The 23005-nt window shown below is 61.5% G+C and carries 5 protein-coding genes; 2 read left to right on the top strand and 3 right to left on the bottom strand.

Features of this window, described 5'->3' with window-relative positions; translation table 11 throughout:
• Positions 1-42: 42 nt before the first annotated feature.
• The gene (locus tag M9Q49_RS25155) at positions 43-1011 is read right to left on the bottom strand and encodes a hypothetical protein (RefSeq protein ID WP_254512042.1); all 969 of its coding nucleotides are present in this window, start codon (positions 1009-1011) and stop codon (positions 43-45) included.
• 947 nt (positions 1012-1958) lie between these two features.
• Here M9Q49_RS25155 and M9Q49_RS25150 point away from each other — a divergent pair.
• Positions 1959-17978, top strand: a complete 16020-nt coding sequence (locus tag M9Q49_RS25150; protein ID WP_254512040.1) for a beta strand repeat-containing protein — start codon at positions 1959-1961, stop codon at positions 17976-17978.
• A gap of 106 nt (positions 17979-18084) precedes the next feature.
• On the opposite strand, the gene M9Q49_RS25145 is transcribed toward M9Q49_RS25150, so the two are convergent.
• Both M9Q49_RS25145 and M9Q49_RS25140 read right to left on the bottom strand, forming a co-directional pair.
• Complete coding sequence (locus M9Q49_RS25145) at positions 18085-19479, bottom strand: hypothetical protein (RefSeq protein WP_254512038.1); 1395 nt, start codon at positions 19477-19479, stop codon at positions 18085-18087.
• 171 nt (positions 19480-19650) lie between these two features.
• Positions 19651-21117 carry a DUF1501 domain-containing protein gene (locus M9Q49_RS25140; protein ID WP_254512036.1) on the bottom strand — a complete coding sequence of 489 codons (1467 nt, stop codon included), beginning with the start codon at positions 21115-21117 and terminating at the stop codon, positions 19651-19653.
• A gap of 252 nt (positions 21118-21369) precedes the next feature.
• On the opposite strand from M9Q49_RS25140, the gene M9Q49_RS25135 reads away from it, so the two are divergent.
• A complete protein-coding gene (locus tag M9Q49_RS25135) occupies positions 21370-22308 on the top strand; it encodes an IS30 family transposase (protein WP_254508056.1) in 939 nt (312 codons plus the stop codon).
• Positions 22309-23005 lie beyond the last annotated feature (697 nt).

The following is a 23005-nucleotide window of genomic DNA, read 5'->3' as shown; positions in this document are numbered from 1 at the left end:
ACGGGCCGTCTTGTTTGTCAGAGCCTCGTACCAATCACTAGCTTAGCGAACCAAGCTCGTGCTGGCGTGAACGACCCGACGCTGAGCGGGAACATAAGCCGAAGGATCAACAACCGGGGCCGGCGGCATCGGCGAAGCGTCGATGCTGGTCGGGGCGGTTTGACCTTCCGTGCCACAAGCTGGCTGCGGAGCAGCACAGGTCGGAGCAGCGGCCGGGCCAGCACAGGTCGGCTGGGCAACCGGGGCAGGAGCAGGCGTGGCACAAGTCGGGGCAGCAGCACCGCAGGTCGGGGCAGCAGCACCGCAAGTCGGAGCAGCAGCCGAGCAGCCGTTGCCACAACCGTTGCCGCAAGCAGGCTTGCAGCAGCTGGTCTTGCAACCACCGATCAAGCAACCACCGTGGCACTTCTTGCAGCAAGGGAACAACCGGTCGAGCAGGCTGGTCTTGCAGCAAGTGTTGCAGCTGTTGCAAGCCGGGGCAGCAGCACCGCAGGTCGGAGCAGCAGCACAGGTCGGGGCAGCAGCAGGAGCGGCACAGGTCGGAGCAGCGGCACCGCAAGTCGGGGCAGCAGCGCCACAGGTCGGAGCAGCAGCACCACAAGTCGGAGCAGCAGCGCCACAACCACAGCCGTTGTTGCAAGGCGTGCAGCACTTGCGGCCGAGGTGGTGGTGACCGCAACCGCTGTTGCAGCCCGTGTTGCAACCGCAGCTAGGAGCAGCAGCACCGCAAGTCGGGGCGGCAGCACAGGTCGGAGCAGCAGCGCCACACGTAGGAGCAGCAGCTCCGCACGTGGGGGCAGCGGCCGCACAACCGGTCGAGCAGCTGTTGCAAGCAGGCTTGCAGCACTTGACCTTCACGCACTTGACCTTGCAGCAGTTCGTTTCGCAGCAGCTGCTTTGGCAGCCACAGCCCGACGAACCGAGCATACGGTCCAACAGTTCAAAACCAAAGCTCTGGCTGCAGGTGGCAAGAGCAACAACGACAGTACTGAGAACAATGTTCCACTTCATCGAAAGACGTCTCCTTAACGATGGAACTATCAACCTGGCAGCTACCAACACCGTCCGACACGTGGCGTAGGCCGGCCGCGCTAGAGGCACGCGTGCCGTTTTCACGGTGGGCAGCATCCCGCGGGCAATCCGATTGCCGGCGGAACCTTTAAAAGTGTGCGGTGGGTTTGCCAGTGTGCGGGTTAGGTGGGCTTAGGGCCCGCACATTTGTGGTGGGTACACCAAACCGGTCGAGTCGTCCAATGACCCGAAGAAGTTCCCCCGGTTTCACGTGTCCGCATTGGCTTGGCAGCTCAATAGCAGACTGTGACAACCAACCTATCGTCGCGTCCGACTGTGCCTCTTGAACGCACGCAACCAATTTTCAGCTATTGGTTTACAGCAACGCTCAGGCAAACTCTAACGCCGCCGTAAGGTGTATGGACCATGCCGATTAACCGCCCCCAGTCTGGGCCAAACGACGCGTGAAGTTTGCCCGTCCGGCAAGGTTGACGCTGGCGCGTGATGCTGCGCGCCGTCAAGGTCTAACTAGCTCTGCGGCGGTGGAGCAAAGTCGCAGGCACGGCCGCCGCAGAAACTCGCTACAACGCGTGCAGGCCGGGCATTCGTTTAAAGCCAATCCCGCAACTTGACTTTCGGGGGGCTGTCAACGAAGATCGTTAGATTCGTAAGTCGGATCAGTTGACGGGGTTGCAGGACGCGGCAGCCGTTCGGCGGATTCCATTTTTACTAACACCCAAATTCTTTCCCTCTCCGCAGAACGCGAGTACAACGGTGGGAATGCGCTGTTTGGCCCGGTTCGGCCAAACGTGTGGCTTCTCTCCCCAGCTCGCGTAGCGCCCTGCTTTCATTTTTCCGCGCACGCGACAGTTCAGTTCAGCAAATACGTCACGCGCCGGACATACCTATCATCCCCGTCCTCTGCCGTCCGTTGGAGTTTTCGAATCATGTCGATTCGCCCCGAGTCAGGTTCCTCTGCCAATTCTCCGAAGCGCCTGCGATCGAACAGCACGACTCCCGCCAAACGCCGCAAACAACTCATCAGCCAGCGCCGCCGTCGCGCGCTGTTCTCGTCGATGGAGAAGCTCGAAGACCGCAGCCTGATGGCGGTCGACACGATTACCTCGTTGGGCGCCGCGGTGATTGAGAGCTTCGACAGCATGGGGGCGGGTTTGACCCTGCCGAGCGCGTGGAAGATCAGTCCTTCCACTGCCACGCCAGCCTACGGGACAGCGGTAAGCACCGTTACACAGCAAGCGAGTAGCGGCAGTTCGCAGACTGGCGGTACGTACAACTGGGGTACTTCGGCGACGGAACGCGCCGTGGGTGCAATGTCATCCAGTGGATTTGCCAGCCCGAATAGTTTGATGGCCAAGATCAACAACGGTTCGGGCCAGACCATCAACACGCTGACCGTCGCTTATGCCGCCGAGCGTTATCGCACCAACCTTACCGCAGCTTCCGTTTCGTTCTTCTACTCGCTCGACGGAACGACTTGGACCGCTGTCTCTGCTGGCGACATCGCCGCCTCTAATTTCCCGAATGGCGCGAGTGCGTTTGACTTTATAAACCCGACTGTGGTGAACAAATCCGATATCACCATTTCGGGACTGAATATCGCGAACGGTGCTGATTTCTACTTGCGGTGGAGTATCGCCACAGGCGCTACGAACTCGCAGGGCATTGGCATCGACAACGTGAATGTGGTCGGCACGGCCACGGTCGTCGCACCTTCATTTGACATCGTCGACCAGACGACGACCAACTTCAAACCTGTTAGCTATACCTTCCCGTTAAGCGATGACCTGCCCAACAACGTCTCGTTTTCCGTGGTGAACAACAGCAATACAACTCTCATCCCGACTGCAAATATCGTCGTCACGGGGACTGGTGCAAGTCGCACGGTGACGATCACTCCAGCGGGCACGCTCGGCAATGCTAACTCCCGCGGCACTGCCAATATCACCATCCGCGCGACAGACGCAGAAGGCGGCTTGTTTACTGACGACAATTTTACAGTGACCGTCAATGCAGCGCCCGTCTTGTCGATCGGTAAGACTGCGACCGGCGTCCCGATGACGATCTCGGGCAAGGCCGGCGATCTCGTGCAGATTCCCATCCGGCTGACGGCGAACGGCGTGGCGAATATTCAGGGCATCGACATTGTCGTCCTCTACGACACGAACTACTTGCAACTCCTGCCGACATCTCCGCCGGGACCTGCTCCAGGACCTGTTTCCGCCAACGGCCCCTCGTTGTACACGCCGCTGGGGAACGCCGACGATCTCGGCAAGCTGAGCATCACGTTCGGACGTCAGGCGGCGGTAGCGACGGGTTTCAACGCGGAAATCGGCTACATCAACGCCATCATCAAGGCCACTGCTCCAGTCGGAACGACGCCGATCAACATGGTCAAGTCGGCGACCGTCAATGGTTCGCTGCGGACCACGCAAATCAACGAAGGCAACATCGCCCTCGGACCAGAACCGACCAACGCGACGAATGATACGTTGACCGACGGTGTGGTGACGGTAACGGCAGGTTCGAATGTCGCGCCGACTCACGTGCTGCCTTCAGGGCCGATTGCGGGCGTTGAAGATACGAACGTTGTGCTGAGTGATGGCATTTCGCCCGCGGTGAACGATACGAGCTCGGGCAACAATTATGTAACTACGACACTCTCGGTAGCTAGTTCGCTGATCGGCAAATTTGTCGAGGGATCTGCGCTGACGACTGCGGTAGTCACGCTGTCGAACAACGATGCCACGGTCACCATTTCGGGTCAGGAAGATCAAGTCAACTTGGTCTTGTCCACGCTCGAGTTCGCACCTGCTGCCAATCGCAATGGTTTGATCACTGTCACGATCCAGTCGAATGACACGATCGCAACCACAACCGACACTTTCCAAATCGATCTTGCGCCAGTTAACGACAAGCCGAGCTTCACGGTTGTCGGCAACCAATCGGTAGTCAATAACGCCGGGGCACAGACGGTCAACAGCTTTGTGAACAGCACGGTGTTCGGGCCGACGAGCCCCAGCAGTGAAGCGGCGCAGACGGTTGTGTCGTTCACTCGGACTAGCGCCAACTCGAGCCTCTTCAGCGTGCAGCCGACGATCTCGGCGGCGGGTGTGCTGCAATACACTCCCTTGGCTGGCCAGACTGGCACTGCGACCGTCACATTCACGATGAAGGACAGTGGCGGAACGGATAACGGCGGGGTCGATGTCTCGGATCCTGTGTCGTTCACCATTACGCTCACTGCGCCGGCAGGGAATGCGAACCCAGTGAATACCGTGCCGGGACCGATCACTTCGAATGAAGATGTGCCGGTCAGCTTCAACGGCGGCAATGTAATCTCGGTAGCCGACTCCGATTCGGCGTCGATCACAACGACCGTTTCAGCGGTCGGCATGGGCATCCTCACTGCCAATAACGGCACTGGCACGGTCACGCCCGGTGGCAGCGGCTCGGCGACGATTACCTTTACCGGTGCGCCGACGCAGATCAATCTCGCGCTGGCAACGCTGGTCTTCACGCCGACCACCGATCGTAACAGCGGCGACGGCCTAACGACGATCACGGTCACTTCGAACGATGGCGCTGGTGGCATCGATACCGATACGATCAGCATCACGCTGACGCCGGTCAACGATCAGCCGAGCTTCACGGTGGGAACCGTGCCATCGACGCCGAACACGGCCGGGGCGACCACGATCAATGGCTTTGCCACGATCAACAAGGGCGCGACGAACGAATCGGCGCAAACCGTCACGTTCACCCGGACCAGCGCCGACTCGGCGGTCTTCAGCTCGCAGCCAGTGATCGACGCCAACGGCAATCTGTCGTTCACGCCGGCCACGGGGCAGAGCGGCACCGTGGCGGTGACTTTCACCATGAAGGATAGCGGCGGCACGGCTAATGGTGGTGTCGATACCTCGACGCCGGTGACGTTCAACATCACGATCACGGCCGCGGCGAATCAAAATCCGGTCAACAGCGTGCCGGCCGTTTCGCCCACCGGCACCGAAGACACGCCGCTGAATCTGAGCGGCGCGAACCTGATTCAGGTCAGCGATCCCGATGCGGGCGCGACGAATATCACCGTTACAGTGTCGGTCAACTTCGGCACGCTCGCTGCTACAGGCAACGGTAGCGGTATCACGCCGAGCAATAGCGGTACGTCGACGGTTACGTTCTTCGGCTCACAGGCGCAGATCAATCAAGCGCTGCAAACGCTGGTGCTCACCCCCGCGCTCAATCGCAACAGCAGCATCGGCTTGACCACCATCACGGTGCAGTCGAACGATGGTGTGGGTGGTACCGATACCGACAGCTTCAACGTCACGTTGACTGCGGTCAACGACACGCCGTCGTTCACGCTGCTTGGCACGCAAACCGTGCTCGAAGACGCCGGTGCGCAGACGGTGACTGGTTTCGCCACGGCCAATGCCGGTGGTGGCACGGATGAAAACGGCCAGACGTTTACCTACAACCTCAGCGGCAATACGAACTCGGCGCTCTTCACGGCCGGTGGTCAACCGACGATTTCGCCGACCGGCGTGTTGACTTATACGCCAGCCCCGAATGCGAATGGTTCCGCGACGATCACGGTGAGCGTGACGGATAGCGGCAGCCCGGCTGCAACCAGCGGCACGCAGACCTTCACCATCAACGTGACTGCGGTCAACGACACGCCGTCGTTCACACTGCTCGGCACGCAAACCGTGCTGGAAGATGCCGGTGCGCAATCAGTGACTGGTTTTGCCACGGCGAATGCCGGTGGCGGCACGGATGAAAACGGCCAGACGTTTACCTATAACCTCAGCGGCAATACGAACTCGGCGTTGTTCACGGCCAGTGGCCAACCCACCATTTCGCCGACCGGCGTGTTGACTTATACGCCAGCCCCGAATGCGAATGGTTCTGCGACGATCACGGTGAGCGTCACCGATAGCGGCAGCCCGGCTGCAACGAGCGGCACGCAGACGTTCACGATCAACGTGACCGCCGTCAACGACACGCCGACATTCACACTCCTCGGCACGCAAACCGTGCTCGAAGACGCCGGTGCTCAATCGGTAACTGGTTTCGCCACGGCCAATGCAGGTGGCGGCAGTGATGAAAACGGCCAGACGTTTACCTACAACCTCAGCGGCAATACCAACTCGGCTCTGTTCACCGCTGGTGGCCAACCCACCATTTCGCCGACCGGCGTGCTGACTTATACGCCAGCGCCGAATGCGAATGGTTCCGCGACGATCACGGTGAGCGTGACTGACAGCGGCAGCCCGGCTGCGACGAGCGGCACGCAGACGTTCACGATCAATGTGACTGCCGTCAATGACGCGCCGACATTTACACTCCTCGGCACGCAAACCGTGCTCGAAGACGCCGGTGCGCAATCAGTGACTGGTTTTGCCACGGCCAATGCCGGCGGCGGTACGGATGAAAACGGCCAGACGTTTACGTACAACCTCAGCGGCAATACCAACTCGGCTCTGTTCACCGCTGGTGGCCAACCCACCATTTCGCCGACCGGCGTGCTGACTTACACACCAGCGCCGAATGCGAATGGTTCGGCGACGATCACGGTGAGTGTGACGGATAGCGGCAGCCCGGCTGCAACGAGCGGCACGCAGACGTTCACGATCAACGTGACTGCCGTCAACGACGCGCCGTCGTTCACGCTCCTCGGCACGCAAACGGTGTTGGAAGACGCCGGTGCTCAATCGGTGACTGGCTTCGCCACGGCCAATGCTGGTGGCGGCAGCGATGAGAACGGCCAGACGTTTACCTATAACCTCAGCGGCAATACGAACTCAGCTCTGTTCACCGCCGGCGGTCAACCGACGATCTCGCCGACCGGCGTGCTGACTTACACACCAGCCCCGAATGCGAATGGTTCGGCGACGATCACGGTTAGCGTGACGGATAGCGGCAGCCCGGCTGCAACGAGCGGTACGCAGACGTTCACGATCAACGTGACCGCCGTCAACGACGCGCCGACGTTCACGCTTCTCGGCACGCAGACAGTAAACGAGGATTCCGGTGCACAGACCGTGACTGGTTTCGCCACGGCCAATGCTGGTGGTGGCACGGATGAAAATGGCCAGACGTTTACTTACAACCTGAGCGGCAATACGAACTCGGCGCTCTTCACGGCTGGTGGTCAGCCGTCGATTTCGCCGACCGGCGTGTTGACCTACACTCCCGCGCCGAATGCCTTCGGCTCGGCGACCATCACGGTCAGTGTCACCGACAATGGCAGCCCAGCCGCGACCAGCGGCACGCAGACGTTCACGATCAATGTGACCGGCATCAACGACGCTCCGTCATTCGTCGCGGGCGCGAACCCGACGATTCTCGAAGATGCCGGCGCGCAGTCGGTCAGCGGTTTTGCCAGCGGCTTCTCACCTGGTCCGAACGAAGCGGGCCAGCAAGTGCAGAGCTACCTGGTCACCAATGTCACGCCGAGCTTTTTCTCGAGCGGCCCCACCGTCGCTGCGAATGGCACGCTGAGCTACACGGTCGCGCCGAATGTTTACGGCACGGCGACGTTCCAGCTGCAAGTGGTCGACGATGGTCCGACCGGCGGCGCGAATGTGAACACCAGCAATCCGCCGATCACCGTGACGATCACCGTGACGCAGGTCAACGATGCGCCGACGTTCAATATCTCGGGCAATCAGACGGCTGCGTTCAACGCGCCGACAATGAATGTGAGCGGGTTTGCCAGCGCGATGTCGCCTGGTCCGCTCGATCCGGTTCAGGCCTTGAACTTCCAGGTGTCGAACAACAACAACGCGCTGTTCCAGATTCAGCCGACGGTCGATGCCGATGGCACGCTCACATACCGGCCGACCGCGAATATGTCCGGTACGGCGACCGTTACCGTGTTGTTGCACGATGATGGCGGCACGGCCAACGGCGGTGTCGATACCAGCTCGCCGCGGACCTTTACGATTACCGTCGGCAATCCGCCGGCCAATGCCGCACCGACGATCAATACGCCGCCGACACTCAACATCAACGAAGATGCCGGGCTGCAGACCGTGAGCCTGAGCGGCATCACCGCCGGTGGCGCGGAAACGCAGAATCTGACGGTCACGGCCAGTAGCAACAACGCGGCACTGACGGGACCAATCACGGTCGCTTACACGCCGAACAATCCGACCGGCTCGATCTCGTTCACGCCGGTTGCCGATGCGAATGGCACGGCTTCGATCACTGTGACGGTGACCGACGCGGGTGTCGACGGCATCGCTGGTAACAGCGACGACGCCAGCACATCGGTGAGCTTCACCGTCAACGTAGCCGCCGTGAACGACACGCCGAGCTTTGTGGTCGGCGGCAATCAAACGGTGGCCGAAGACGCCGGTCTGCAGACAGTCAATACTTTCGCCACGTCGATTTCGCGTGGTGGTGGCAGCGATGAAGCCGGCCAAACGTTGACCTTCAATGTTTCGACGAACAACAACAGCCTGTTCTCGCAACTGCCAGCGATTTCGCCGACGGGTGTGCTGACCTATCAGACAGCTCTAAATGCCGTGGGCACCGCGACGGTCACGGTGACGTTGACGGATAGCGGCAGCGGGGCCAACACGAGCGCGCCGCAGACCTTCACCATCAATGTGACGGCGGTCAACGATCCGCCAGTCTTCACGCTGGCCGGCAATCAGACGGTGCTGGAAGATGCCGCCGCGCAGACGGTGAGTAACTTTGTCACCGCGGTTGGCCCAGGTGGCGGCGCCGATGAATCGGCCCAGACGGTTTCGTTCGGCCTGACGAATAACAACAACAGCCTGTTCTCGTCGCAACCGCAGATCACTGGCAACTCGCTGAGTTACACGCCTGCCTTGAATGCCAACGGTGTGGCGATAGTCACTGTCACCGCGACCGACAGTTTGGGCGCCACCAGCACGCAGACCTTCACCATCACGGTCACTGCCGTCAACGACGCGCCGACCTTTACGCTGGGTGGCAATCAAACGGTGCTGGAAGATGCTGGCGCTCAATCGGTGAGCAGCTTCATCACGGCGGTGAGCCCCGGCGGCGGTTCGGACGAATCGGCTCAGACGGTTTCGTTCAGCCTGACGAACAACAACAACTTACTGTTCTCGTCGCAGCCGCAGATTGTCAGCGGCGCGTTGACCTACACGCCGGCCGTGAATGCCAACGGCGTGGCGACGGTCACGGTGACTGCGACCGACAGCGGTGGCGCGACGAGCACGCAGACCTTCACCATCACGGTCACTGCCGTCAACGACGCGCCGACCTTCACGATGGGGAGCAATCAAGCCGTTCTGGAAGATGCCGGTCCGCAGACCGTGGGCAGCTTTGTGACGGCGGTCAGCCCCGGCGGCGGTTCGGATGAATCGGCTCAGACGGTTTCGTTCAGCCTGACGAACAACAACAACTCCCTCTTCTCGTCGCAGCCGACGATCACCGGCAACGTGCTGAACTACACGCCAGCCGCGAATGCGAACGGCGTGGCGATGGTCACGGTGACCGCCACCGATAGCGGCGGCGCGACGAGCTCGCAAACCTTTACCATCACCGTCAGCGCGGTCAACGACGCGCCGACCTTTACGCTCGCCGGCAATCAAACGGTCAATGAAGACGCCGGTGCGCAAGCAGTAAGTAGCTTTGTGACGGCGGTCAGCCCCGGTGGCGGCTCGGATGAAGCGGCTCAGACGGTTTCGTTCGGCCTGACGAACAACAACAATCCGCTCTTCTCGGTCCAACCGTCGATCACCGGCGGCGTGTTGAACTACACTCCGGCCTTGAACGCGAACGGTACGGCGACGGTCACGGTGACCGCGACCGACAGCGGTGGCGCAACCAGCTCGCAGACCTTCACCATCACGGTGACCGCGGTCAACGACGCGCCAACCTTCACGGTCGGCCCGAATCAGACGGTGGCTTACAACTCGCCGGCACAGACCGTCGCGAACTGGGCCACGAACATCACCACCGGTGCGTCGAACGAAGTCGGCCAGGCGTTGACCTTCACTGTGACGGACAACTCGAACACGGCCCTGTTCAGCGTTCAGCCGACCATTTCGGCGGCCGGCACGCTGCAGTACACACCCGCCGCGAACACCTCAGGCACCGCGACCATCACGGTTCGTCTCTCGGATAATGGCGGCACGGCCAATGGTGGTAGCGATACGAGCGCCACGCAGACGTTCACCATCACGGTGAGCGCCGCGCCGGTGAATTCGCCGCCGACGATCAATCCGCTCACGCCGAACCCGCTCAACATTCAGGAAGATGCGGGGCTGCAGACGATCAGTTTCAGCGGTGTGACATCGGGTACGGAAAACCAGACCATCACCGTAACGATCACCAGCAACAATCCAGGCCTGACCGGTCCGATTGTGCGGAACTACATTCCGAATAACACCACCGGTTCGTTCACCTTCACTCCGGTTGCCAATGCCAATGGCGCTGCCACGATCACCGTGCTCGTAACCGATGCCGGTTTCGATGGCATCTCGGGGAACGCCGACGACGCCAGCACGTCGACCACCCTCACGGTGAATGTCGCCGCGGTCAACGACACGCCGAGCTTCGTCATCGGTTCGAACCAGACGGTGAACGAAGATGCCGGCCCGCAAACGGTGAATCCGTGGGCCACGAGCGTTTCGCGCGGCGGCGGAGCGGATGAAGCCTCGCAAGTGCTGACGTTCAACATTGTCACTAATTCGAATCCCGGTTTGTTCTCGGCCCTCAGCATCTTGCCGACCGGCGTGCTGACTTACACGCCCGCGCTGAATGCCAATGGCAGCGCGGTGATCACGGTTTCGCTCAGCGACGATGGTGGCGGCGCCAACACTACCACTACGCAGTCGTTCACGATCAACGTGAATCCGGTGAACGATGCTCCGACCTTCACGCTGGCCGGCAATCAAACCGTCAACGAAGACGCCGGCCCGCAGGTGGTGACGGGCTTCGTCGCCACTAGCAGTCCTGGCGGCGGACCCGATGAAGCCGGCCAGACGCTGACCTATCGCGTCACTGCCAACTCGAACACGGCGCTGTTCTCGTCGCAGCCGACGATTTCGTCGACTGGCACGCTGCAATACACGCCCTTTGCGAACGCGGTCGGAACGGCGACGATCACCGTCATCGCCACCGACAGCGGGCTCGCCAATAGCACGCCGCAGACCTTTACCATCACCGTCAACGCGGTGAACGATCCGCCGACGTTCATCGGTGGGACGAACACGCTAGTGCCAGAAGATTCCGGCCCGGCCACGTTCGCCAGCTGGGCATCGCAAATTTCGGCAGGTCCCAGCGACGAAGCAAGCCAGACGCTGAACTTCAACGTCACTGCCAATTCTAATCCTGGGCTCTTCTCGGCCGGCCCGAGCATCAGTCCCAACGGCACGTTGACCTTCACTCCGGCTGCCAATGCCAACGGCGCGGCGACGATCAGCGTGCAACTGCAGGATAGCGCCGGCGGACTGAGCAGCGTATATTCGTTCACGATCACCGTCTCTGCCCTCAACGACATACCGTCGTTCACCGTCGGCCCGAATCAAACGGTTGCTGAAGACGCCGGCCCGCAAACGGTTCCAGGCTGGGCTACCAACATTTCGGCTGGCCCTCCGGACGAAGCCTCGCAAACGCTGACGTTCAACGTCCTCACCAACTCCAACAGTGGCTTGTTCTCGTCGCCGCCGACGGTCTCGTCGAATGGCACGCTGCAATACACTCCGGCTGCCAACGCCAGCGGCACCGCGACGATCACCGTTAACATCGTCGACAACGGCGGCGGCGGCACCACGACGAGCGCTTCGCAGACCTTCACCATCACGGTGACCCCGGTCAACGACGCGCCGACGTTCACACGCGGCCAGAATCTCACGATCAACGAAGACGCCGGCCCGCAGTCGCTGACTTGGGCGACGAGCATCAGCCCTGGCCCGAGCGACGAATCGTCGCAGACGACGAGCTTCGCGATCACGGCCAACAGCAATCCGTCGCTGTTCTCTGCCGGCCCGACGTTGTCTTCGACCGGCGTGCTGCAATACACGCCCGCCCCGAACGCCAACGGCGTGGCAAACATCACGGTCGTCCTCAGCGATAGCGCCGGAGCCAGTGGTGCGCCGGTGACGTTCAGCATTACGGTGAACTCGGTCAACGATGTGCCGAGCTTCGCGATCGGCGGCAATCAGACGATTGCCTTCGGTTCGGGTGCGCAAACCGTGCCGAACTTCGCCACGTTGATTTCGACGGGTCCGGCGAACGAATCCGGCCAGACCGTACAGTTCAATCGGGTCAATGTCGGCAACCCGGCCCTGTTCTCGGTCGCTCCCGCGATCTCGGCCGATGGCACGCTGACCTACACGCCTTCGCCAACTGCGAGCGGTACGTCGAGTGTCACTTTCACCATCTCGGATGACGGCGGCACGGCCTTCGGTGGTGTGAACACCAGCACCAGCCAGTCGTTCACGATCACGATCACGGCGCAGCCGATCAACGCTCCGCCGACGATGAATTCGATCAGCAACGTCAACATCAACGAAGACGCCGGCCTGCAAACGGTCAGTCTTTCGGGTATCACGGCAGGTGGCAGCGAAAGCCAGGCCCTGACCGTTACGGTTAGCAGCAGCGATCCGAATATCGTGCCGACGTTGACCTACACTTCGCCGAACACGACCGGCACGATCAACTTCACGCCGCCGGCCAATTACTTCACCACGGTTCCGGCCACCATCACCGTGACCGTCCGCGACACCGGCCTCAACGGTATCGCTGGCGACAGCGACGATGGCATCACGAACCGCACGTTCTCTGTCACGGTGAACCCGGTCAACGACACGCCGTCGTTCACGATCGGCGCCAACCAAACGGTCGATGAAGACGCCGGCCCGCAAACGGTGACTGGTTTCGCCACCGGCATTTCGGCTGGTCCGGCGAACGAAGCGAGCCAGGTGCTGTCGTTCAATATCGTGGGGAACAACAATTCGTCCCTCTTCTCCGTGCAGCCGACGATTTCGTCGACCGGCACGTTGACCTACACGCCCGCCGCCAATGCATTCGGCACCGCGACGATCAGCGTCACGCTGTCTGACAACGGCGGCGGCGCGAGCACGTCGGCCACGCAGACCTTCACCATCACGGTGAACTCGGTCAACGACGCGCCGACCTTCACGCCTGGCACCAACCTGACGGTCAATGAAGATGCCGGGCCGCAATCGCTCGTGTGGGCTTCGGCCATCAGCGCTGGCCCCAGCAACGAATCGAGCCAGACGGTCAGCTTCTCGATCACCGGCAATACGAATCCAGGCCTCTTCTCGGCTGGTCCGACCTTGGCGTCGAACGGCGTGCTAACTTACACTCCGGCCGCGAACGCCAACGGCTCGGCGAATATCACCGTCCTGCTTACCGACAGTGCGGGAGGCACGGCTGCTCCGGTCACGTTCACCATTACGGTGAACCCGGTCAACGACGCTCCGAGCTTCGTGGTCGGCGGTAATCAAACGATTCCGTTCGGATCGGGCGCGCAGACGGTGACGAACTTTGCCACGTCGATCTCGGCTGGTCCGACGAACGAATCAAGCCAGACCGTGCAGTTCAATATCGTCGGCAACAGTAACCCGGGCCTGTTCCTGGTCGCTCCGTCGATCGCACCGAACGGCACGTTGACTTACACGCCAGCCGCCGCCGCGAACGGCACGGCGACGATCACGGTCAATATCTCCGATAATGGTGGCACCGCCTTCGGTGGTGTGAATACCAGCGGCAACCAGACCTTCACGATCACGATCACGGCTCAGCCGATCAACGCACTGCCGACGATCAATCCGATCGGCAACGTCAACATCAACGAAGACGCTGGCCCGCAAACGGTCAGTCTCTCGGGCATCACTGCCGGCGGCAGCGAAAGCCAGGCTTTGACGGTTACTGCCAGCAGCAGCGACCCGAATATCGTGCCGACGGTGACTTACACCTCGCCGAGCACCATTGGCTCGATCGCCTTCACGCCGCCAGCCGATTACTTCACGTCGGTTCCGGCGACCATCACCGTGACCGTCCGCGACACCGGCCTCAACGGCATCGCGGGCGACAGCGACGACGGCATCACGACTCGGACGTTCACCGTTACCGTCAACGCGGTCAACGATACCCCGAGCTTCACGGTTGGCGCCAATCAGACGGTGAACGAAGACTCCGGGCCGCAAACGGTCCCGGGCTTTGCCACTGGCATTTCGGCTGGTCCAGCTAATGAAGCCAGCCAAACGCTGACCTTCAACATCGTGGGGAACAACAATTCGTCCCTCTTCTCGGTTCAGCCGACGATTTCGTCAACAGGCACGTTGACCTACACGCCTGCCGCGAATGCCTTCGGCAGTGCGACGATCAGCGTGACCCTCTCCGACAACGGCGGCGGGGCCAGCACGACGGCGGCACAGACCTTCACCATTACGGTGAACCCGGTCAACGATGTGCCGAGCTTCACGGTTGGTCCGAACCAATTCGTCAATGAAGATGCCGGCCCGCAGACGGTCAGCAACTTTGCCCAAGGGATTTCTGTCGGACCTCCGAACGAAGGGGGCCAGACGGTTTCGTTCACCGTCACTGGCAACAGCAACCCGGCCCTCTTCTCGACCGTGCCGAGCATTTCGACGAACGGTACGCTGACTTACACGCCCGCCGCCAATGCCAACGGCACGGCGACCATCACGTTCCGCATTGCGGATAGCGGTGGCACGGCCAACGGCGGCATCGATACGAGTGCGACGCAGAGCTTCACCATCACCGTCAACGCGGTGAACGATACGCCGACGTTCACGATTGGCGCCAATCAGACGGTGAACGAAGACGCCGGGCCGCAAACGGTCAATCCGTGGGCCACGGCGATCTCGGCTGGACCAGCCGACGAAGCCGGTCAGATTCTCACGTTCAACATCGTGGGCAACAACAACCCCGCGCTGTTCTCGGCCCAGCCGACCATTTCGTCGACTGGCGTGTTGAACTACACGCCAGCCCCGAATGCCTTTGGCACTGCCACGATCAGCATCACGCTCTCCGACAATGGCGGCGGAGCCAGCACGACCAGCACCCAGCAGTTCACCATCACGGTGAATCCGGTCAACGACGTGCCGAGCTTCACGGTCGGTCCGAATCAGACCGTGAGCGAAGATGCCGGCCCGCAATCGGTCGGCGGTTTCGCCCAGGCGATTTCCTTCGGACCAGCGAACGAAGCTGGTCAAACGGTAGCGTTCACCGTCACTGCCAACAGCAATCCGTCGCTCTTCTCGGTCGCGCCGAGCGTTTCGCCGACGGGCGTGCTCACCTACACCCCTGCCGCGAATGCCAGTGGCACGGCGACCATCACGCTCCGCATTGCGGATAGTGGCGGCACGGCCAACGGCGGTGTCGACACCAGCGCGACGCAGACCTTCACCATCACCGTCAACGGTGTGAATGACACGCCGAGCTTCGTCGCTGGCCCCAGCCAGACGGTGAACGAAGATGCCGGGCCGCAAACGGTTAATCCGTGGGCCACGGCCATCTCGGCTGGACCCGCCGATGAAGCTGGTCAGATCCTCACGTTCAATATCGTGGGCAATAGCAACCCGACGTTGTTCTCGGCCCAGCCGAGCATTTCGTCGACCGGCGTGCTGACCTATACGCCAGCCCCGAATGCCTTCGGCAGTGCGACGATCAGCGTCACGCTCTCCGATAACGGTGGCGGCGCGAACACGACCACCACGCAGCAGTTCACCATCACGGTGAATCCGGTCAACGACGCGCCATCGTTCGTGCTCGGCCCGAACCAGATTGTCAACGAAGATGCCGGCGGCCAAACCGTCAGCGGCTTCGCTTCGGCGCTCTCCTTTGGTCCCGCGAATGAATCGGGTCAGGCGATCACGATCAACATCACCGGCAACGACAACCCGGCGCTGTTCTCGGCCCAGCCGACGATTTCGCCGAGCGGCACGCTCAGCTACACGCCCGCTCCGAACGCCTTCGGCGTGGCGACGATCACCGTTACCGTTTCCGATAATGGCGGCACGGCCAACGGCGGCGTGAACACGAGTGCTCCGCAAACCTTCACCATCACGGTGAACCCGGTCAACGACGCGCCGACCTTCACGCCTGGCCCGACCCAGAACGTGAACGAAGACGCCGGTGCTCAAACGGTCAACGGTTGGGCTTCTGCGATCTCGGCTGGTCCTGCCAACGAATCGTCGCAGACGGTTTCATTCCTCATCACGGGCAACTCGAACCCCGCACTCTTCTCAGCCGGTCCGGCGATTTCGCCCACCGGTGTGTTGAGCTACACACCGGCACCGAATGCCAGCGGCACGGCAGTTCTCAGCGTGCAGTTGACCGACAGCGCTGGTGGTTCCAGCACCGTGGCGACGCTCACCATCAACGTCGCGCCGGTCAACGACGCGCCGAGCTTCACGGCTGGTGCCAACCAGACGGTAAATGAAGATGCGGGCGCTCAATCGATCAGCGGCTGGGCCACTGGCATCTCGGTTGGTCCTGCGAATGAATCGACGCAGACCCTCACGTTCAGCGTCACCGGCAACACCAATCCGGCTCTGTTCAGCGCAGCTCCAGCCGTTTCGCCGACTGGCGTGCTGACCTACACGTCGGCTCCGAACGCCAACGGTACGGCGACCATCACGCTGGTCGCGGTCGACAATGGCGGCACGGCCAACGGTGGTGTGAATACGAGTGCTCCGCAGACCTTCACCATTACGGTGAACGCAGTCAACGACGCTCCGGACGCCGCCGACAGCACGTTCACGACGCCGATCAATACTCCGCTGAATGCCACCGTGATCGTTACCGATCCCGATGGCCCGACGCTGACGTACACGCTCGGCACGTTGCCGCTGCTTGGCACAGTGACGAACTTCAACACGGCGACCGGTCAGTTCACCTACACTCCAACCACCGGTGCGACGGGGCTCGATACGTTCACGTTCAGCGTGACCGACGGCACGAGCACCGATACGGCGACCGTCCGCATTTCGATCCAGAGCGCTCAGCCGATCGTTACGGCTTCGGGTGGCAACATCGAAGTCCTCGGCACCACAGCCGACGACACGGTGATCATCTCGAGGGGGCCGACCGGGCAGGCTTTGGTTCGCACTTCGAGCGGCTCGTTCAGCGCTTCGGCCAACTATCCGCTGGCGCCCGGAGGCACCATTACCCTGAGCACTGGCGACGGCCGCGATTACATCGTGGTCAACGGCATCACCAATCCGGTGTCGATCGATGCTGGGGCTGGCAACGACTACATCTCGTCGGGTACTGGTGACGATTTCATCGTCGGCGGCGCGGGCGACGATCAGATCAACGCCAGCGGCGGCAACAACATCGTCTGGGGCGACGAAATCGGTCAGCAGGATCTGGCCACGGGTGGCAACGATACGCTCAGCAGCCTGGCCGGCAACGACATCATGTACGGCGGCGGCGGCAACGATCAGATCTATCCTGGCGACGGCGATGACTATGTCTATGCAGGCCAGGGGAACGACACGGTGTCGGCTGGCGGCGGCAACGATCGCGTCTACGGTGGGGCCGGAAACGACCTGCTCGGTGGCGATGGCGGAGACGACATCCTCAGCGGCGGCAGCGGCAACGACTACCTCATCGGCGGCGATGGCAACGATGTGTTGATCGGCGGTGCAGGTGGCGGTGGCGATTCGCTTAACGGCAACGCCGGCAACGATCTGCTGATTGCCGGAGACACCACGAATAGCCAAAGCAGCCTGGCGAACGATTCCAACGACACGGCGCTGATGGCGCTGCTGGCGAACTGGAATGCGACGCACGGAGCCGGCATCGCCAGTGGCATTGTGACTGGCGATGATGGCGCGGTTGATTCGCTGACCGGTGATACGGGCGACGATGATTTCTACGCCACGCTGACCGATTCGTTGAACGACTTCAACGGCATGAACATGGGCACGGATCGCCGGTTCCCATAAGAGGCGTTGAGCGCAACATAGGACGGACCATTGGTCCGTCTGGGCGGCAGGTACCGAGCCGATTTCGTTGCAGTCACAGTTCCGGACGGACCAATGGTCCGTCCCACTAGCGGAATGGCTGCCACTCGGGCTTCTTGCTCGGTGGCGGCGGTTGCAGCAGCGGCGGAGAGGCGATGCCGCTCTTCTCAGGCGCTGGCGCCGGTTGCTTGATGGCCACGTCGGTTTGCGTGGCTGCCGGTTCTTGAATGGGCTGCTGCGGCAAGGGAGTGAAGGCCGGAGTCGAGACGGCCGGCGGTGTGACTTTGGTCAGATCGCTCTGCACGCCCGGTGCTGGCAACGGCGGATTGGCTGTCGTCACATTCGGCGTGGTCGGCGGTGTGTTTACGATGGCCGTGGGGACTTGTGGCCGCGGGCGATCGCCGGGCCGCGGCGTCCAGCGCTGTGAGGCTTGCGAGCTGGGATTGAGAATCACGTTGTGCTGGGCTTCCAGCTGCCGTCCGTCGGCGGTTTGGTAGCGGACAAAGAGCTTGACCTCGCTCGTCTCGGGAGCGCCGCCAGCCCACGGCAATTGCAAGTGAATGCCGCGTGAGGAGTTCGAACGGTCGATCCGTTGGCGGACCAGTTTTTCGTCGAGGTTCCACCGCGCGATGCGGGCCGCGTCGCCGGACTTTGCCGGGTCGAGCACCACGATCGAGATGGCGCCGGCCTGCGGCACGAATTGGCCCGATTGATTGCGCGGTTCCAGCACCAGGGCCAGGCCGTCGTCGCCAGGATTCGAATCGAGATTGGCGCCGTGAGTCAGCAGCGGGTTCAAGTACAAATTGGTGACGCGGCCGTCGATCGGCTCGGGCTGCACGCTTTCATTCACGGGGGGCGGCAATTCGCCGGGCAAATTGATCGGTGTCGGCGGCGGATCGTCCGTGATCGGCTTGGGCGCCGAGGGCAACAACGGCAGCGAACTCTCGGCGGGCTTTTGCATCGAGACTGGGCTGCGCGGCGCTGTCGAAGAAGATGATCGCGGCGTGGCTCGCGGAACAGGCGGAATGGGTGGCAGTGACGGCGCTGGAATCGGCGCTGGCGCGGGTGCCGGACTCGAAGACTCGGGAACGTGGATCATCGGCGCATCGGGATCAACCGCATGCGAGCGCGAGCCGCCGGGCATCGGGGCATCAGGATCGAGCGCGTGTGAGGGGCTGCTGCGCGGAGTGCTTGGCGTTTTTGGCCGGCTGGAGTTCGGCGCCGAAAAAGGCCCGTTGCGTCGCGCCGGAACGCTGCCGCCGCGGAGCCGGGTGTTCTCGTCCTTCAGCATTTCGACTTCGTCGCACAGCTGGGAGTTTTCTCTCTCCAACTCATAGCTGTAGGTTTCGAGTGCGCGGTACTCGGCATTCACGGCTTCGATGTGCTGGTTGACGTAGGGCGTCGCGCAGCCCGACAGCAACACAGCCGCCAGCGGCGGTGCTGTGAAGATGGCCGGCACGATGATCCGTTGCCACAAGCGCAAGCGAAGCTCCCTTTCTGACGCAAACATCAAGCTGATGAGATGAATGAAAAGTCCGCGGCTGAATTAACAAAAGCGCTGCGGGCAGGGAAGAGCAATTCGGCGGAGCTAGCAATTGCGAGGCTCGGAATCAGCCCTCGTGCAGAGACACCGGAGCTCGAAAGAAGTTCGCCGTTAGCTCAGCATCTCATGCACCACGCGTCCGCCGCTCACTAGTGGCAACGGCCGGCCGAGGCGGTCGGGGATCATCGTGTGAGCGTCGATGCCGAGCAGGTGGTAGATCGTGGCCAGAATGTCCTTCGGCGTGACCGGATTCTCTTGCACAAAGCCGCCGTGCTTGTCGCTCGCACCGACGATGTGGCCGCGCTTGATCCCTGCGCCGGCCAAGGCGTTCGAGTAGACATCGGACCAATGTTCGCGGCCCACGCCGTTCGCGCCTTTGTCGTGCAGCTTCGGGGTGCGGCCGTGTTCAGTGAGGCAAAGGACCAGCGTGTCGTCGAGCATGCCGCGCTCTTCCAGATCGCGAACGAGCGTGCTCAACGCGCGATCGAGGCCGGGGAGCAGTTCATCTTGCAACCGCTCGTAGTGATGAAAATGCGTATCCCACGCCGAATTGGCAATTTGGATTTCATCCCAGATGACGGTGACCAGCTGCGCGCCGGCTTCCAGCAACCGACGGCCCGCGAGCGTGGCCTGGCCGAAGAGGGTGTAGCCGTATTGCTCGCGGAGGGATTCTTTTTCCTGGCCGATGTCGAGGGCGGTGCGGATCTTGTCGGAGGTGAGAAGCGAATAGGCGAGCTCGCGAAAACGATCATGACCCCTCGGCGCGGCCGCGGTTTGATAGTCGCGCTGTTCGTGAGCGAGGCGCGAGAGCAACGACCAGCGGCTGTCGAGTTGCTCCTGCGGCAGAGGCTGGCTGCCGCGCGAAACGATGAACCGCCCTTCCTTTTCGATGCCGAGGTAAGGCTCGCTCACTTCGGCCAGGTTGTTGCCGGTCCAGCGGCCAACTTTGCGCGGTGCGTTGCCGTCGAAATCGGTGCAGACGGGATCATAGCCCCGGCCGAGGAACCCGCCGTACGGGCCGCCCCGGACGAACTGCCCCGAGCGAGCACTAAAGCGGAACGGCAGGCAGATGTTCCGCGGGATGGCAGGCGGCGGCGCGTCGGGCCGGCTCTTCTGGGCGAGGTAATCGAGCACGCTGCCGAAACTGGGCCAGTGGCGGGCGTCGAACGGATTGAGCTCCATCGGGATATCGACCTTGTCGATCCCCGACATCGTATAAGCGGCCGAGTGGATGTTGTATGGATGCGTCATCGAACGGATCAGCGTCAGCCGATCGGCGATGGCGGCGACCTTGGGCAGGTGCTCGCAGATCTGCATCCCGGGCACGGCTGTCGAGATCGGTTTGAACTTGCCGCCGATCTCGGCGGGGGCGGCGGGCTTCGGGTCCCAGGTCTCGTGCTGAGCGGCGGCTCCATACAGGTAAAGGAGGATCACCCGCTTGGCCCGGCCGAAGGTCGAACTCCCCAGCGGCCGATCGGCGGCTGCGGCCTGGCGGAGTGCAACTGCGGGCGACGAAGCCGCAGCCAGCGAACCGGCGAGGACGCCGAACGCCCGGCGCGATAGATCAGTCGTCGCCATTGCTTGCCTCCGGTCGCTTGGTGGTTGGGATTCTTTCGCCGCCTCATTGTGCCCGATGGCTGGCCGCCAAGCGAGGAAAAAATCGCATAGCTAAAAATGGGGGTCGCCATATGGCGGCGTCCATAATGGAACGCGTTGCTAGCATTGAGTTTCGGGCATTTTGTGGAGGGGTGGCTGATTGAAAACGCCAACGCTGGGGCGGTTGAATAGAGGTTGGAAAACGACTTCTCGATTCAAACCGGAGACCCAGCGATGGCAATTCATTTTACCGTGAGCGAACGCCAGCAGTTGGCGGCATTGGTCGCGTTGCGAGTTTCGAAGATCGCGATTGCGCGCCGGTTGCAACGTGCCCCGTCCACCATCTTTCGTGAGCTCAAACGCAATTGCGGTGACACGGGTTACCAGGCGGGCTCGGCTCAGCAACAGGCGGTGATGCGGCACACGCACCGTCATCGCAAGATGGATTCTCCGGAGGTGGCCGAGTATGTGAAGTCGCGACTGGAGCTGCGCTGGTCGCCAGATCAGATCGATGGCCGAACCAGACGGGACTTTCTCGACGACCGCCTGCGGCGGATCTCGCGGCAAACGATCTACAACTGGCTGAAGCAACCTGCAGGGAGCGAGCATCGCCAATACCTGCGTTTTTATCGGGAAAAACCGCCACTTCGGCGTCGCGTCGATCCTGCTCAGACGCTCCCCAATCGGCCCGCCATCATCGGCCGCCGCGAACGCTTCGGCGACTGGGAAGGCGACACGCTCGTCGGTCGCAAAGGCATCTCGAAACCCGTGCTCTATAGCATCGTCGAACGGGTGAGCGGTTATCTCGAACTGGCGCGTGGCGAAAACCGTGAAGCCGACACGGCCAATCGCATCCTTCGCCGTCGCCTCAATCAGTACCCACCCAACTGGCTGCAGAGCTGCACCTTCGACAACGGCGCCGAGTTCGCCAAGGTCGGCGAGCTCGAAAGCGTGTTGCAAATCGAGGTGTACCACACGCAACCCTACAAAGCCTGGCAACGTGGGACAAACGAAAACACCAACGGCCTCATTCGCCAATACTTCCCCAAAGGAACCGACTTCCAGCAAGTCAGCCAAGCGGAGCTGACCACGGCTGAAAGCCAACTCAACACCCGCCCTCGCAAACGGCTCGGCTACCAGACTCCCCAAGAACTCAAAAACAAGTACTGCTAGCCACGCAATCCATTTTGGACGCCGCCTTATAACAGGTTATCGAAGTTTCTTGAGATGAGAAAGCTCTTGATGGAATTGGAGTTACGTATGATTGGATTGGATCTGGTATAACACATTATAATAACCTATTCGGGTGGTTTTTGGCGATTATTGCTCTTCCGCACAGCTGAAATTGCGATTCGCCGAGTCCTGGCAAGTGCGCAGCAGCGAGCGAGCCACCGGCCGGGTGTCAGCGACGTCAAGCCTAACGAGTATTGATAAACTTCTGTTGATGCTTTCCCGCCTGTGCTGAACCCGGGGTCTGCGGCGGCGTAGCCAGCACAGATTTCTGAACATCCTGCTAAGAAAGGTTGGCGGCCAGGGAGTCTGGAGCGGCTGTAATCCTGGTGTCGACCGTGCAGGTTGTGCCGGAGCGCTGGCTCCGCTCCAACCGGTTTTTTTGCGCGTTTTTACCGTTTTTTCTTACGCGCGGGACCGGTAGATTGGTGCAATCGCCAGCATTGATGCGACCGGCCGAGGCGGTTCTAGTGGTAGGGTCGGTCGCGGTTGGCGGAATTTGGTCCGGTCGCAGGGAACTTTTCGGTTGCTAGGGCTATCAAAGGCCAGTAGCGCGCGAGCGTTTAAACACTTGCTGCGCTTTTAATTGCATCGTTCGAGCCCCTAATTATAATCCGAAGCTGGCCCCTGTAGTTTGGGC

Source organism: Anatilimnocola floriformis (genome assembly GCF_024256385.1).
GTDB lineage: Bacteria > Planctomycetota > Planctomycetia > Pirellulales > Pirellulaceae > Anatilimnocola > Anatilimnocola floriformis.
Note: the sequence above shows the minus strand (reverse complement) of the source record. Positions and strands in the feature narration are given on the sequence as shown.

Bases quoted from the DNA above. Each gene is read 5' to 3' on its own strand.
- M9Q49_RS25140 (WP_254512036.1), bottom strand. From the start codon at position 21,117: ATGGCGACGACTGATCTATCGCGCCGGGCGTTCGGCGTCCTCGCCGGT.
- M9Q49_RS25155 (WP_254512042.1), bottom strand. From the start codon at position 1,011: ATGAAGTGGAACATTGTTCTCAGTACTGTCGTTGTTGCTCTTGCCACC.
- M9Q49_RS25150 (WP_254512040.1), top strand. From the start codon at position 1,959: ATGTCGATTCGCCCCGAGTCAGGTTCCTCTGCCAATTCTCCGAAGCGC.
- M9Q49_RS25135 (WP_254508056.1), top strand. From the start codon at position 21,370: ATGGCAATTCATTTTACCGTGAGCGAACGCCAGCAGTTGGCGGCATTG.